Annotated in this window: 15 protein-coding genes; 8 read left to right on the top strand and 7 right to left on the bottom strand. The window is 32.8% G+C overall.

The features are described 5' to 3' along the window. Position 1 precedes the first annotated feature (1 nt). Positions 2 to 1,846, bottom strand: a complete 1,845-nt coding sequence (locus BTO05_RS05960; protein WP_087491783.1) for a PLP-dependent transferase — start codon at positions 1,844 to 1,846, stop codon at positions 2 to 4. Positions 1,847 to 2,026: 180 nt separating this feature from the next. On the opposite strand from BTO05_RS05960, the gene BTO05_RS05955 reads away from it, so the two are divergent. After that, positions 2,027 to 2,428: a phage tail protein gene (locus tag BTO05_RS05955; protein ID WP_410529719.1), complete on the top strand. Its 402-nt coding sequence runs from the start codon at positions 2,027 to 2,029 to the stop codon at positions 2,426 to 2,428. Between the two features lie 37 nt (positions 2,429 to 2,465). Here BTO05_RS05955 and BTO05_RS05950 read toward each other — a convergent pair whose 3' ends face one another. Together BTO05_RS05950 and BTO05_RS05945 are read right to left on the bottom strand one after the other, a co-directional pair. Then, the gene (locus BTO05_RS05950) at positions 2,466 to 3,062 is read right to left on the bottom strand and encodes an FMN-binding negative transcriptional regulator (RefSeq protein WP_087491782.1); all 597 of its coding nucleotides are present in this window, start codon (positions 3,060 to 3,062) and stop codon (positions 2,466 to 2,468) included. Next, positions 3,062 to 3,505 (bottom strand): DUF1569 domain-containing protein, encoded by a 444-nt coding sequence (locus tag BTO05_RS05945; protein WP_087491781.1) that lies wholly within the window; start codon positions 3,503 to 3,505, stop codon positions 3,062 to 3,064. The genes BTO05_RS05950 and BTO05_RS05945 overlap by 1 nt, the downstream gene beginning before the upstream one ends. Positions 3,506 to 3,557: 52 nt before the next feature. On the opposite strand from BTO05_RS05945, the gene radC reads away from it, so the two are divergent. Genes radC through BTO05_RS05925 form a run of 4 tightly spaced genes read left to right on the top strand, consistent with a single transcriptional unit; the run spans position 3,558 to position 7,206 of the window. After that, positions 3,558 to 4,256 (top strand): RadC family protein, encoded by a 699-nt coding sequence (radC, locus tag BTO05_RS05940; protein WP_087491780.1) that lies wholly within the window; start codon positions 3,558 to 3,560, stop codon positions 4,254 to 4,256. 3 nt (positions 4,257 to 4,259) lie between these two features. Further along, entirely contained in the window at positions 4,260 to 5,558 is a 1,299-nt protein-coding gene (locus BTO05_RS05935; protein ID WP_087491779.1) for a polysaccharide deacetylase family protein, read from the top strand. Next, a complete protein-coding gene (locus BTO05_RS05930) occupies positions 5,551 to 6,237 on the top strand; it encodes a YjjG family noncanonical pyrimidine nucleotidase (protein WP_087491778.1) in 687 nt (228 codons plus the stop codon). Before BTO05_RS05935 ends, BTO05_RS05930 begins: the two co-directional genes overlap by 8 nt. A 51-nt stretch (positions 6,238 to 6,288) precedes the next feature. After that, positions 6,289 to 7,206, top strand: a complete 918-nt coding sequence (locus BTO05_RS05925; RefSeq protein ID WP_087491777.1) for a cell envelope integrity protein TolA — start codon at positions 6,289 to 6,291, stop codon at positions 7,204 to 7,206. Here the strand turns inward: BTO05_RS05925 and BTO05_RS05920 are convergent. Beyond that, positions 7,203 to 8,480 (bottom strand): replication-associated recombination protein A, encoded by a 1,278-nt coding sequence (locus BTO05_RS05920; RefSeq protein WP_087491776.1) that lies wholly within the window; start codon positions 8,478 to 8,480, stop codon positions 7,203 to 7,205. The two genes, BTO05_RS05925 and BTO05_RS05920, sit on opposite strands and share 4 nt — an antisense overlap. An 86-nt stretch (positions 8,481 to 8,566) precedes the next feature. Between BTO05_RS05920 and BTO05_RS05915 the strand changes: the two genes are divergently transcribed. Further along, positions 8,567 to 9,313: a rhomboid family intramembrane serine protease gene (locus BTO05_RS05915; RefSeq protein WP_087491775.1), complete on the top strand. Its 747-nt coding sequence runs from the start codon at positions 8,567 to 8,569 to the stop codon at positions 9,311 to 9,313. 9 nt (positions 9,314 to 9,322) lie between these two features. Here the strand turns inward: BTO05_RS05915 and rlmB are convergent, their stop codons facing one another. From rlmB to BTO05_RS05900, 3 genes are all read right to left on the bottom strand, one after another. After that, positions 9,323 to 10,057, bottom strand: coding sequence for a 23S rRNA (guanosine(2251)-2'-O)-methyltransferase RlmB (rlmB, locus tag BTO05_RS05910; RefSeq protein WP_087491774.1), 735 nt, complete (start codon positions 10,055 to 10,057; stop codon positions 9,323 to 9,325). Positions 10,058 to 10,116: 59 nt separating this feature from the next. After that, a complete protein-coding gene (locus tag BTO05_RS05905; RefSeq protein ID WP_232459787.1) occupies positions 10,117 to 11,754 on the bottom strand; it encodes an aryl-sulfate sulfotransferase in 1,638 nt (545 codons plus the stop codon). Between the two features lie 93 nt (positions 11,755 to 11,847). Further along, the gene (locus BTO05_RS05900) at positions 11,848 to 13,536 is read right to left on the bottom strand and encodes a POTRA domain-containing protein (protein WP_232459786.1); all 1,689 of its coding nucleotides are present in this window, start codon (positions 13,534 to 13,536) and stop codon (positions 11,848 to 11,850) included. Positions 13,537 to 13,714: 178 nt separating this feature from the next. Between BTO05_RS05900 and rpsL the strand changes: the two genes are divergently transcribed. Both rpsL and rpsG read left to right on the top strand, forming a co-directional pair. Then, positions 13,715 to 14,089 carry a 30S ribosomal protein S12 gene (rpsL, locus tag BTO05_RS05895; protein ID WP_008269190.1) on the top strand — a complete coding sequence of 125 codons (375 nt, stop codon included), beginning with the start codon at positions 13,715 to 13,717 and terminating at the stop codon, positions 14,087 to 14,089. A 23-nt stretch (positions 14,090 to 14,112) separates the two neighbouring features. Further along, on the top strand, positions 14,113 to 14,589 hold the full coding sequence (rpsG, locus tag BTO05_RS05890; protein ID WP_087491771.1) for a 30S ribosomal protein S7: 477 nt from the start codon (positions 14,113 to 14,115) through the stop codon (positions 14,587 to 14,589). Position 14,590: the final 1 nt, after the last annotated feature.

The following is a 14,590-nucleotide window of genomic DNA, read 5'->3' as shown; positions in this document are numbered from 1 at the left end:
ATTAAATATCTGCTACAAATTCTTTAAATACGGCTTTATGGCGTTCTAAATCCATGTTGCCAGAAAGCGCCACACGCGCAATGTAATCTTTGTCCCCTTCTTTAGTTGTACCTTGTGTTGAGGTTGCTGGTATTGTCCAATAACACCCTTTTAATTGACCGTAGCTTACACAATATTTACTTTCCTCAGGAATTTTGGTAATCATCAAATTAATGAGCTTGTGATTTAGTTGTCTTTTGTAAGCTTCTCGTTCTTCGTCAGTATTTCCTTTTGTTGGTAAGTCTAACGAAAAAACAGAAGGCGTAAATCCTCGCTCTGCTAGTTCTTCACTGACAAAATTAATTTTAGCATCTGGAAGATTTTCTTCTATAAAAGATACAAAATCTCGTGTGTTTTTATAAGCGTCTACAATACGTTGATTCATCGACGGCATTTGCTCGGCTAACATTTGATATTGAAAATCCGTTGCTTCATTATCACAAATCGATAGGTGAATCGCAATTTTTTCCATTAGGCTTTCTGAATTAGAATTTCCAACGCAATAGCCAGCAGTACATTTTCCGCCACTAGGGAATTTTGAGCCGCTTGCATAAGATATCGCTTTACCTGTGGAAAGTATTTCGCCTTCAGCTAAAAACTGAATATTTGGACAAAATGTTTGGTCTAAAATAAAAACAGGTTCAATAGCAATAGCTCCAGACAGTGTTGTTCTTTCTTTAGTTAAGGTAGATTTTAATTCTTCTAAATCTGGGACTTCAACTCTTGGATTTGTTGGTATTTCGGCAATGATGTACGGAATTGCATCTTGTTTCGCAATATTGTCTAAAACGGTTTTTAGACTACTGACCATATCATTATCGCCATCTACTTCTAAGTCTACAATAGCAACATTTTCGTTGCAAGCAGCGACGCGTCTTGCTTGGTCATTTGTACCGCCATAACAGTTTGTAGGGACAATAAACTTAATTGCTTTATTCGGATGATTTTGTTGCGCATCATCAATTAATCCCATCATGATAGCGTATTGCACGGATAATCCGCTTGAGCCTACTAACGGATTTCCGTCTGTACCTGTAATTGTCTGGATAGCTTTTAAAACACTAGTCTTGTTTTTATCACGATTACTGTCTTGATTTGTAATAATTGTACCTTCAACAAGATGCTTTAAAGCAGTTAATGTGTCATGAGGTGTCATGGCTATACTTTCGCGTCGCCTTACATGCTGAATTTCTGAAACGTAATCGCTATTTTCTTGCTTATGGATACTTAATATACTCCCTAAATTTTCATACAGATTTATTTGAAAATCAATAGTAGGATTCAAATGTTTTGTTGTAATTCTATGGTCTTGAGAAACAAAAATCAGACTACCATCAAACTCAGTTATTGCTTCTGGGCTTTCGACTTGTTTTAGTTCAAAACTATAACCGTAAACAGTTTTAAGAAGCTCATCATTAAACTCACGTGGTAATGCATTTGAATACGTGATTAGTGTTTTTTTATTTTCCAGCAGATTCTTTCTTAATATGGCTTGAATAGGCATTGTTTGAGAAGAAAAACTAATAACCTGTTTTGATGCTATACTATAAGCTTTAGCAATTGCCCATTCTAAAATTGAAGACAAAGGATGCCCAAGTCTTATATAATCGTATGCTGTTGGCAAATTGTTTAGCGCTACTACACCTGAATTATTTGATTGATATAATTTCTCAAATTCAGTGCTAAACTCTGTTTTTGCTAATGCTTCATTGTAAATATCTAATCGGTGAGTCGTTAGATTCAGCCAATCTGAAGGCATATTTTTTAGAACAGCTTTAATATATTTATGGGTGTTTTGGTCTTGCATAATTTCCACTTTATATGGTTTTCAAAGATATAATATTAGATGTTTTTAATCTTTATGTAATGCTGCTATTTTGTCGCAGAGAAATATAATAAATTACTGTTATGTTTTCTTAAATGAAATGGGTTTTCTAGGTAGCTAATTATAGTTGTATATTTAAGTCTAACTTTAAATTCTTTCAATATGAAAAAACTAATATTAATAACAGTGTTATTTGTGTCCATGAGTTTTTCAGGGAATGCCCAAGATGCTATGATTGGTGAAGTAAAACTATTTGCTGGTAATTTTGCACCACGAGGATGGGCATTGTGTGAAGGGCAATTATTGTCCATATCATCAAACTCTGCTTTGTTTTCTATCTTAGGAACAACTTACGGAGGTGACGGTCGTACAACATTTGCTTTGCCAGATTTACGAGGACGAACACCAATCGCTCCAGGAACAGGACCAGGGCTTCCGACTAGCAGGCTAGGAGATCGAAGAGGAAATACTTCAGTTAGTAAAGGAGACGATGCTAAAACCTTACCAACATTGAGTCTTAATTATATAATAGCTCTCCAAGGTATTTATCCGTCAAGGAGTTAAATTTAAAATACTAAAAAAGTAACGATAAGTTGCTTTTTTAGTATTCAAACACTTTATCCAAAAACTGTTTTATGCTTTCTTGATTGGTTTTAATCAATTCTTGTCTAGCAGCTTTGATATCTCTTGGTTTCTTGTCTTGTGACAATTTAAATTTCCCTTCCCAATTTGTGATTTCAATTTCAAACATTTCGATATAATCTAAATTTCTATCTAGCCTCGGATTATCTGGCTCTAAAACATATTTGTGGTCTGGTGTTTCCAGAAATTCTGTCATTGTAATTAACGACTGTTTCAATGCAGCTTTGCTTTTTATAGCTTTAACTTTTCCTTTGAGGTGTACTTTGATATAATTCCATGTTGGTAACTGAGTTGTACTATAAATGCTTGGTGATATGTAACATTCAGGGCCAGAAAAAATAATAGTTACATCGTTATTATCTTTTAATAATTCGGCTTGTGGATTATAAATGTCAATATGGCCAATAAGTTTGTTGTCTTCATAAACTAGAGGTAAATGCGTTATGTAAGGTTCATTGTTACTAACTGAAATAACGGTTGCTAAAGGGTAAGTTTTGATGACCTCAATCATATGATTGATGTCATCATCTTGGTGTTTTTTTGGAGGATAATTCATTAAACTCCGAATTGTCTTAAGTGATGGTCAAGGTGTTTATATTGCATCTTTCCCCATTGGTCTTTAGTAAGTTTTCCAAATGCAGGATGAGGTTGCCAATCATTTCGCTTTTGCTGCATGTTTAAATCAGATAAAAGCCTTAGGATTTTTGTTTTTTCTTCTTCAAAATCTTTCTCTTCGGTTATTTTAAAGCCAGGTGCTGTCGGCATATTTTTCTTCCAAAGTTTATCACTATACATCGATTTTTTAAATAGTAAATTAATAAGCCAGTTAGGTTTTACACCATAATCTTCATTCTCTAAAATTATATTAAGCGGCATCTGACAATGATTTAGCATTTGTCCAGCATTCATCTTACCCCATTTTGGTTGAGATTTCGGGTCGATGTTGTTTAGTCGAGTTGTAATCTCTTCATAAACATTGTCTTCAAAAAAGGATTTCATATTTGTTTGATTTTAATTGATATTGAAATTTACAATTTTTTATCTTTAGAGCATGTCAGAAAATTTAAATTCATTTTCTATTAAGAACTGGTCACAAGACGACCAACCTAGAGAAAAACTTCGCGATAAAGGTAAATCAGCTTTAAGTGACGCTGAACTTGTAGCCATTCTGATTGGTTCAGGAAATAGAGAGGAAAGTGCTGTAGATTTATGTAAGCGTATTTTAGCAAGTGTTGATAATAATCTCAATGCCTTGGGTAAAGTATCATTAAAGCAATTAATGGATTTCAAAGGTATTGGAGAAGCAAAAGCCATAACTATTGCTGCATCATTAGAGTTAGGGAGACGCCGAAAATTAGAAGGTGCTGTAAAACTAGAACAAATAACTAGCAGTCGTGATGTTTATGATATTATGCAACCCGTTTTGGGAGAATTGTCTCATGAAGAATTCTGGATTCTGTATTTAAATAATTCAAATAAAATTTTGCAAAAACAGCAATTAAGTAAGGGTGGAATTACTGGTACTTTGGTAGATGTTCGCTTGGTCTTAAAGCAAGCATTAGAGGTCGGAGCTACTGCTTTAATATTATGTCATAATCATCCTTCAGGGACGTTAAAAGCTAGTCAAGCCGATATAGATATTACAAAAAAACTAAAAGTAGCAGCTTTAAGTTTAGATATAAAAGTCTTAGATCATATAATTGTAACCGAAAAAGCATATTTTAGTTTTGCTGATGAAAATATACTCTAATTAATGCTTCTAGTCTACACACATAAAATCACACCTAGATTAACCTATACATTTAAGCATTTGTGTAAAAGAATATTAGGTTTAGAGGTGTCTTTTACTTCAAAAATTGAAGATTTTATAGCCCACGATTCTATTAAAATGTCTTATGCAAAACAGCCCTTAAGCAAAGAGATTTTTGTGCAAAGTCACAGTTTGCTTTTTGAGCAAGGTCTTTCGGATATTGACATTACTGTCAACGACTGGGAAGACACCAAAGGATTTTTTGCAGCAGGAGACAGGAGCGATTTACCTTACGATATTTTTGCTGCATCTTTTTATTTACTAAGTCGTTACGAAGAATATTTACCTCATGTAAAAGACGATTTTGGTCGTTTTTTGGCTTCAGAAAGTTTGGCATATACTGAGAATTTTCTGCAAGAACCTATTGTAGATATTTGGGCTTATAAGCTAAAAGTAGTTTTGCAAGAGCGTTTTCCTGAATATGATTTTCCAGAGCGTCAATATAAAATTGAACCGGTTATAGATGTACCATGTGCCTACAAGTACAGTTATAAAGGTTTATTACGAACTATTGGTGGTATTTTTGGAGATATATTCAGGCTAAAATTCCGTCAATTCTATGAACGGATTTCAGTATTATTAGGTCTAAAGAGAGACCCTTTTGATACTTTTGGTTGGCTTATTAATAGACAAAAGAGTACGTCTTTTAAGTTTACTGTTTTCTTTTTAATTGGTGCATATTCGACATTCGATAAAAATATTAGTATTAATAAAAAGCAATTTGTTGCACTAATAAAATCTGTTGGTGATTATTGTAATATTGGGCTAAAAGCTTCTTATTTTTCTTTAGATAATTTAGATATTTTAAAAAAAGAAAAACAGAAAATGGAGGTCGTAACGAATGTCAATCTTATGGCAATTCGCAATTCACATTCTAAACTTAATTTGCCATCGACTTACAGAAACGCTGTTGAGTTAGAAATCCCTCAAGAGCATACAATGGGTTATATTAATGTTTTAGGTTTTAGAGCAGGAACTTGTACGCCTTTTCAATTTTATGACTTAGACTATGAGGTTCAAACACCTTTACAGATTCATTCTTATCACTGTATGGATTTTGCTTTGTTAAAACAGGAATCCCAACTAGATAAACAGCAAACTTTAGAGCGTTTTATTAATGCTATAAAAAAAGTAGATGGAACTTTTAGTCCAGTTTTTCATAATTATTCATTGAGTAATGATGAAACTTGGAGCGGTTTTAAAACACTTTTTAATCAAATTTTAAATTCGATAGATGCATAAAAAAATACAGCACATTTTTTTTGATCTAGACCATACTTTATGGGATTTTGATAAAAATTCAGGATTGACTTTCGGTAAAATTTTTAAGATACATGATGTAGATGTGGCTTTAGAAGATTTTTTAAATGTTTATGAGCCTATAAATTTCAAATACTGGAAGCTATATCGGGAAGAACAAGTGACTAAGCAAGAACTAAGGTATGGTCGTCTCAAAGAGGCTTTTAATGAAATTAACATGAGTGTATCAGATCAATTAATTGATAATCTTTCGGAAGATTATATTACGTATCTATCAACTTTTAATCATGTCTTTGATGGGGCTCACGATGTCTTAGATTATTTAAATGGAAAGTACGAATTACATATAATAACTAACGGTTTCGAAGAAGCGCAAGAAAAAAAGATGAAGGCTTCTAATCTTAAAGAATATTTTAATACGGTAACCAACTCTGAAATGGTAGGCGTAAAAAAACCAAATCCTAAGATTTTCAATTTTGCCATGGATTTAGCTAATGCTAAGCCAGAGCAAAGTGTAATGATTGGCGATAGTCTTGAAGCTGATATTAGAGGAGCCATTGGTGTAGGTATGGAAGCATTATATTTTGATTATAAAAATTCTGATTATAATGAAAACTACCATCGAATTACACAACTGAGTACACTTAAAGATTTATTCTAGCTCCATATTTTAATAAAACAAAAGTTATATTTACAAGATAAAAATAGAGTAATGTTTCAGAGATTAATTTTTAGTGTTTTAGTTTTATTAATTGGATTAAGCGCATTTTCGCAGAATGATTTAAATGATTATAAGTATGTGGTCGTGCCTCTACAATTTGATTTTGTAAAAGGGAAAGATAAGTATAGGGTTAATTCTCTAACAAGATATTTATTTAACTCTAACGGATTTAAAGCTGTTTTTGATGAAGAAGAATTGCCAAAGGACTTATTCAATAATCGTTGTCTAGCCATGTATGCAGATGTTGTAAAAGCATCTGGTGTTTTTTCTACCAAACTACAAATAGAGCTTAAAGATTGCTATGGAAACCAAATATTTATGTCAAGTATTGGTAAGACTAAGGAAAAAGATTTAAAAAAAGCCTATCCTATAGCCATAAGGAAAGCATTTGAAAGTGTAAAGTTTTTGGATTATAAGTATAATCCAAATTCTGAAGGTGCCTTAAAAAACAAGCAGCAATCTACAGTTGCATCAAAAGTTGAAAATGTTGATACAGATGCTGAAGCCGAAAAAGCAACAGCAGAAGTTGAGCGTTTAAAAAAAGAAGTTGAAGAATTAAAAAAACATAAAGCGCTCGAAAAAGCTAAGCAAGAAGCAGAAGCCAAAGCACAATTAGAGCTTAAAAGAAAAACTGAAGAAGAAAAAAATAAATTAGAGAATGAGCAACGTAAAAGATTAGAATTAGAGAAATCTAAATCTATAACAGACTCAGATTTACTTTATGCACAACCAACAGACAAAGGATTTCAGCTTGTAGATATTACTCCAAAAGTTGTTATGGTAATTTTAAAAACTGCAGCACCAAACGTATTTACTGTAAAAGGTAAAAATGCTATTGTTTTTAAAGAAGGTGATACTTGGTTTTATTCTGAAAACGATACTAAAAAGCCACTAAATATTAAGTTTTAGTATCCGTATTTTTCTTTCCAAAGTTGTTTTAAATATTGCCTTTGGGCATTTTCTCTGGCATTATTCCCTGGTGAGTATAGTTGTGTATTTCTAATTTCTTTAGGTAAAAATTCTTGTTTTGCAAAGTTGTTTTCATATTTATGAGAGTATTTGTAAGCATCTCCGTAACCAATCTCTTTCATCAATTTTGTTGGCGCATTTCTCAAAGCTAGTGGTACAGATAAATCTCCTGTTTCTTTGACCAATTGTTGCGCTTTACCAATAGCTTCATAAGCAGCATTGCTTTTTGGAGAACTTGCTAAATAAGTCACGCATTGACTAAGTATTATGCGTGATTCTGGGTTTCCAATTACCGATACTGCTTGGAATGTATTGTTCGCAATTACTAAGGCTGTTGGATTTGCATTACCAATATCTTCACTTGATAAAATAAGAAGTCTTCTTGCAATAAACTTTACATCTTCGCCACCTTCAATCATACGCGCTAAATAATATACAGCAGCATTTGGGTCACTGCCTCTAATGGATTTTATAAATGCTGAGATGATATCATAGTGCTGTTCACCAGTTTTGTCGTATCTAGCTGTATTGGTTTGGACTTGCTTTAAAACAGCCTCGTTTGTAATCGTAATTTTATTCTCACTGTAAGACGTAACGATAAGTTCAAAAATATTGAGCAATTTCCGAGCATCACCACCTGATAATCTTAATAAAGCCTCAGTTTCTTTGAGTTTTATTTTCTTTTTAGATAGCAATTCGTCTTCCGTCATGGCGCGATTCAATAATGCTTCTAAATTGTCTTTACTAAAGGAGTTTAAAATATAAACTTGACAACGAGAGAGTAGTGCGGCAATCACCTCAAAACTGGGATTCTCTGTTGTAGCACCAATCAGCGTTACCCAACCTTTTTCGACAGCTTCTAATAAAGAATCTTGTTGCGATTTACTAAATCGGTGAATTTCATCAATAAATAAAATTGGATTTTTAGCAGTAAACAAGCCACCACTTTTCTTGGCCTTATCAATAACTTCTCTTATATCTTTAACACCAGAATTTATTGCACTTAACTTAAAAAATGGACGTTCGGATTCATTAGCTATAATATTTGCTAAAGTAGTTTTGCCAATACCCGGTGGACCCCATAAAATTAAAGAAGGAATAACACCACTTTTTATCTGTTGAAAAAGCGCACCATCTTTTCCAACCAAATGTGTCTGGCTAATGTAATCGTTAAGAGTTTTAGGACGAAGCCGTTCTGCTAGTGGGATATTCATAGGTTAAAATTACAAAATCAGAGTGACAATATTTCATATAAACGTTAGTTGGCTAGAAATTTGACAACTAACTTGTAAATTTGTTTATGAGTCAACAACAATTCAAATATTCTAACTCTGTAATAGTCTATCCATTATTATTGGTTTTTTCTATTTGGTTGGTGTTTTGGTATCAGGTACGAATAGATTCTGGTATCAGGCATTTTGGTATATATCCTCAAAAAATCGAAGGCCTTTTGGGTATTCTAACAAGCCCATTTTTGCATTCTGATTTAAGTCATTTATATAATAATTCCATTCCGTTATTAATGTTATCAATGGCGCTCTTTTATTTTTATAAAAAAATAGCTTGGCGCGTTCTGTTTTTTGGTGTTTTAGTCACGGGATTGCTAACATGGTTTATAGGAAAAACTGGGAATCATATAGGTGCAAGTGGTGTTATTTATATGCTTGTTAGTTTTATCTTTTTCAAAGGTATTTTTGCTAAGTATTATAGGTTAATTGCACTATCGCTTATTATAGTTTTTTTGTATGGTAGTATGATTTGGTATGTATTTCCAATAAAAGATGGTATGTCTTGGGAAGGACACTTGGGTGGATTAATTACAGGTTTTGTTTTTGCTCTAATATTTAGAAGCAGAATTGCTAAGCCAGAAAAATACCTTTGGGAAACTGAAACTTATGATGAAGAAGATGACCCATTTATGAAGCATTTTGATGAAAACGGAAACTTTATCGAATTTGAGCCTGAAGTTGAATTAGATTCTGAACAAAAACTTCAAAAACGTAAAATTGAAATAAAATATATATTCAAAAATAAAGAAGAAGAGTAATTGCCTAGATTACTGTCTCTGTCTAACAGCTTCATATAAAAATGCGCCACAAGCTACAGAAACATTCAAAGATTCTATTTCACCTAGTATAGGGAGTTTGGCTTGTTCGTCTGAAGCTTTTAATACAGAAGGATTAATGCCTCGTCCTTCTGAACCCATAATAATTGCACAAGGCTCATTCAAAGAAACATCGTAAATAAAATTTTTAGCTTTTTCAGTTGCTGCTATAACTTTAATACCTGAGGCTTGCATATGAAAAACAGCATCCTTTATGTGGTCTACTTTACAAATAGGGATTTTAAAAACAGCACCTGCACTAGTTTTAATTGCATCTCCATTTATCGGTGCACCTCCTTTTTTCTGGATTATAATTCCTGAAACGCCTGTGCATTCAGCCGTTCTAACTATAGCACCAAAGTTACGAACGTCACTTAATTGGTCAAGTAAAAGAAATAAAGGCGTTACTCCAGATTCAATAGTGTTAATCACTAAATCTTCAATATCATGAAATGCCACTGGCGAAATCTGTGCAACTGCGCCTTGATGATTTCCTTTTGATAAACGATTTAATTTTTCTACGGGTACATAGGATGCATTTACTCTAGCTTGACGAATAACTTGCTCTAACTCCTGAAATAATTCACCTCGCATTCCTTTTTGAAGGAAAATTTTATCGATTTGCTCTCCGGAATTTATAGCTTCAATGATAGCGCGTAATCCAAAAATTGTAGTCTCGTTTTTCATGCCGCTAAGGTATAAAAAAACCACCTTTTTAAGGTGGTTTCTATTTCGTAAATTATATTTTATTGCTTTAGTATTTTTTTGCTTACAGTATTACCATTACTATATATTTTCAGGAAATAAACACCTCTTTCTAAATTGGTAAGATTTATTCTTTGAGAGTTTCTTTTTTCAACAATTTTGCTTCCTGAAATGTTATAAATTTCAACTTTATCTATGGACATTGTTGATTCTATATTTATAAAATCTTGAGTTGGATTTGGGTATATAGAAGTTGTAGATAATACAACATCATCGTCACTAAGGGCAAGCAAACAAGAAGATATATCAGGATTAATTTCTATAGGGTCGCTTGGTGTCAAATCTTTTCCATCAAAGCCAGCAAAGCTTTCGCTGTATTTTGTAGCCCTAAATGATCCATTTGAGAATGAACTTGGGTCAGTGCCTTGCGTTTGTGGTGTGCCATCTATTACATTGATAGGGATGAAATATTCCCAAAGTATAGTGTCTGAAGGGTTTACTTCAAAAATCCTTCCTTTTGTGCCCTCCATAATTAGTGTATTGCCATTTGAAAGTCTCTGTGCGCCGCTAATAATTGACGAATAAAAATCACCTGGAACAGGAGCAGTGTATGTGTAATCTGGTGTTAATGGTCCATAAGGTAATAATGGGTCACTCGTATAAACACCTGGATTATCAATTGGTGGATTCAAAACTAATACTTCAGAGAATGATGGTGTTCTACCATTTCCGTTATTAAAAACAATTAGTTTACCATTATCTGAAACACTATTTCTTATAAATTGAGGAAAGTGCTGACCAAAAAGTTTTCTGTCTGCAGGAGTACCTCTTTTATAGGCTTCAGGATTTCCCCATCGGTATAAAAAATCTCCACCCTTTCCGTAAGTTCCTCCAGCACCTGTCGCAGCTTCAGCCGTTGTAGTTGAGTGGTCTATAATGTAAATCTCACTTACATTTCGACTGCTAATTACAATTTGATTTAAAGTCTCATCATATTGAATAGAGTTAAAATGTAACCAATTTGCTGAATCACTTCCGCTTGAAGTGTAATTAATATCTAACAAGTTTGGATTATCTTCAACTACTCCAAAATTATCTAAAGACATGTCAAAATCTTGAATTAAATGATCTTTAACATTCCACTCCCAAACTACAGTTGCTCCTGATGCACCTACGGGAGTAACTTCGATAATTTGTTCATTGTATAGGCTTGTGCTAGATAGGTTTGCAGGATCTCTACCAGCTTGATGAGCTTCTGCTTCAGGCATCAATTCTGCAGCTAAAATCAATATGTTTCCATTAGGCATTGGGTATATGTCATGATGCTGTCTCTGTGTAGGTGTATCAATGAAATATTGCCAAGTCAAATTTCCATCCCAATCGTATTTTTCTATTACACCTCCTTGTCCTCCAATAGGAACATTATTTGAAGTTGTTTTTCCAGCACGAAGAATACTACCATCATCTAATAAATAAACTGCATTTCCTGGAGGAAAAGTACTTGTCCAAGAATTAATAAGTTCTCCACAGTTATTTATTAAATATGTCCCAGTATTAATCGTAAATAGAGTGAAGCCTTCAGTTACGTTTGGATTAATTGATGTTGTACCAATCGTGTTTTGCGAATTTGTAGTAACTATAGAGAATAATAGTAAAAAACAGAGTAAAATTCTTTTCATAATATCAATAAGTTAATTGCATTTTTTTTGCAAACCTAATGATTTATTTGCATTTTATTATTTTTTTAACTGTATTCGGAAAGAATTGATGTATTAAAATGTAGCTGTTAAACTTACATGAATTTTAGAATCCGATAATTTAAAAGGTATATTCTCTGTTTTTCCGCTAGAATAATTGAGTTTAAATAAACCTGCTTTAGTCAATAATCCAAGTCCAATACCAAATCCAAAAAGTTTATTTTTAGTATTGGTAATTTCATTTTCAAAATATGCAGCATCAAATACAGAATGTACATATATGGTATTGCTTAATCTATACCTATATTCAGTATTAATGACTCCATATAAATTAGCAACTAAACTGTTTTCTTCAAACCCTCTAATGGAGTTTATTCCTCCAAAACGATATAATTCATTATCTAAATAATTATCCGAGCTTAATGATGCACCAGTAAGCCTCAGGAAAAAACTATTTCTATCATTTAAGTTGAAGATTTTATAGGCTTCTAACGTAAATGCATTTTGTTTTTGTTCATTACCATCTTGAGTTCTGTTTCCAAAATTAGTGTTGATATCAAACCAGAAATTTATGGGAAACAATAAATCATAAAATTGCGGCTTCACATAGTTATAGCCAACCTGATAGTAATTAGAGGTGTAATCATTAAGAAATATAGTATTGGAACCTAACAAATCACTGGAAACAGAGCCTTTGATACCTGCACTTATTCTATGGTTAGCATTAATTTGATAATTTAATCGTACCTGTTGTGTCGTTGTAGAAAATGTGGAATCTTTTCTAAATATATTTAATCCAACATCAAGACCAATCGGAGAGCCAAATAAATATGGTGCATTAAGTTTTACATCAAATGTTTGTTGGTCGATTTCATCACTTTTGTAAAACAAGCTTAAGGTCTCACCAAAGTTTAGATTATTGATTAGGCGCAAATCTATATAACCATCAAAATCGATACGATTAGTGTTTTCATTAGTACCAAAACCAAGATACCCATCAAAATTATTACTCTTAGTTTTTTCAGTATATAAATAAAGAGTAGTGGAGTCGTTGGTAAACAAAACTTCTGGAGATTTTAGCTCTTTAGCAAATCTTAAGTTTTGAAGCTTTTCTGTTTTTGACTTAATACCCTCAAGACTGAAAGATTGCCCAGGTTTTAGTTTTAGAAAACGCTTGATAAATGATTTCGGAAATTTCTCATAACCTTTGACAATGATTTTATCTATTCTTCTTTTTTGATTGGTTTCAATATTTAAGTTAGCAGAAATTAAATCTTTATTTTCTTTTCTGATATTTTGCAATTTTAAAATTGAAAATGGGTCACCTTGTTCGGCTATTCTTTTATTAAGTAAATCTAAGGTAGTCTCCAAATTTTTAATGTCTACTTCAAAGTAATTAAGATTAATGTTTACTTCTGAAAATTTCAGTAATTCAATATCAAATTCAGGATTAAATAATACGCGAATACGATTTAGTTTTTGTCCTATATATATAGACGCATTAAAAGTGGTGTCATTCTGTTTTCTTAATTCATTAATTTTTGTGTCAATGAAACCAAGTCTAATCAGTTTATCCTTTAATGTATAAACTTCTGTTTCAAGAGATAAAAAGTTTGGGAATTGTTTTGTATAGCCAACAGAATCTATTTTTTTTGTGGCAACTTTAGATTCGCCAGTTACATTTAAGAGTATGTTCTGAGCAAAAGTTAGTGACGTAAAGCATGGCAATACAATCATCAGGGCAAAAAACAACTGTTTATTCATAATTAATTTAGGCGAAAATTATAGTAAGACAACGTAAAAATACATCTAAATGTATAGTCAAAGAATCATTATTAAAATTTCTTTGTAAAATTAATTGTCAACTATTTGAATTATAAAGATATATTTCTACCTTTGCAGCCCTCTAAAGAGAGGTTAACAAAAATTTATATAGAAATATATGCCAACAATTTCACAATTAGTACGAAAAGGAAGAGCCAAAATAACCAAGAAGAGTAAATCGGCTGCTTTAGATTCGTGTCCTCAAAGACGTGGTGTGTGTACTCGTGTTTATACAACGACACCTAAGAAACCAAACTCAGCAATGAGAAAGGTAGCTAGGGTTCGTTTAACAAACGGAAACGAAGTAAATGCATACATCGGTGGAGAAGGTCACAATTTACAAGAGCACTCGATAGTATTGGTTAGAGGTGGAAGGGTAAAAGATTTGCCAGGTGTTAGATATCACATCGTTCGTGGTGCATTAGATACAGCAGGTGTTGCTGGTCGCACACAACGTAGATCTAAGTATGGTGCAAAACGCCCTAAGAAGTAATTTTAAAACTTTAAGAAGAAGACATGAGAAAAAGAGCAGCAAAAAAGAGACCGCTTTTACCGGACCCAAAATTTAATGATCAGTTAGTAACACGTTTTGTTAACATGATGATGTGGGATGGTAAGAAGTCTGTAGCTTTTAAAGTATTCTATGATGCAATTGATATTGTTGAAGAGAAAAAAAATGATGACGAAAAAACAGCACTAGAAGTATGGAAAGATGCACTTTCTAACGTTATGCCTCACGTAGAAGTACGTAGTCGTAGAGTTGGTGGAGCAACATTCCAAATACCAATGCAAATTCGTCCAGACCGTAAAGTTTCTACAGCGATGAAATGGTTAATTAGCTATTCTCGTAAAAGAAACGAAAAATCTATGGCACAACGTTTAGCATCAGAAGTATTAGCTGCTGCTAAAGAAGAAGGTGCAGCCGTTAAGAAAAGAGTGGATACTCATAAAATGGCTGAAGCAAACAAAGCATTCTCTCACTTTAGATTTTAAT

The sequence above is a fragment of the Winogradskyella sp. PC-19 genome, assembly GCF_002163855.1.
Taxonomy (GTDB): Bacteria; Bacteroidota; Bacteroidia; order Flavobacteriales; family Flavobacteriaceae; genus Winogradskyella.
This window is presented reverse-complemented; position numbering and strand designations above follow the sequence as displayed.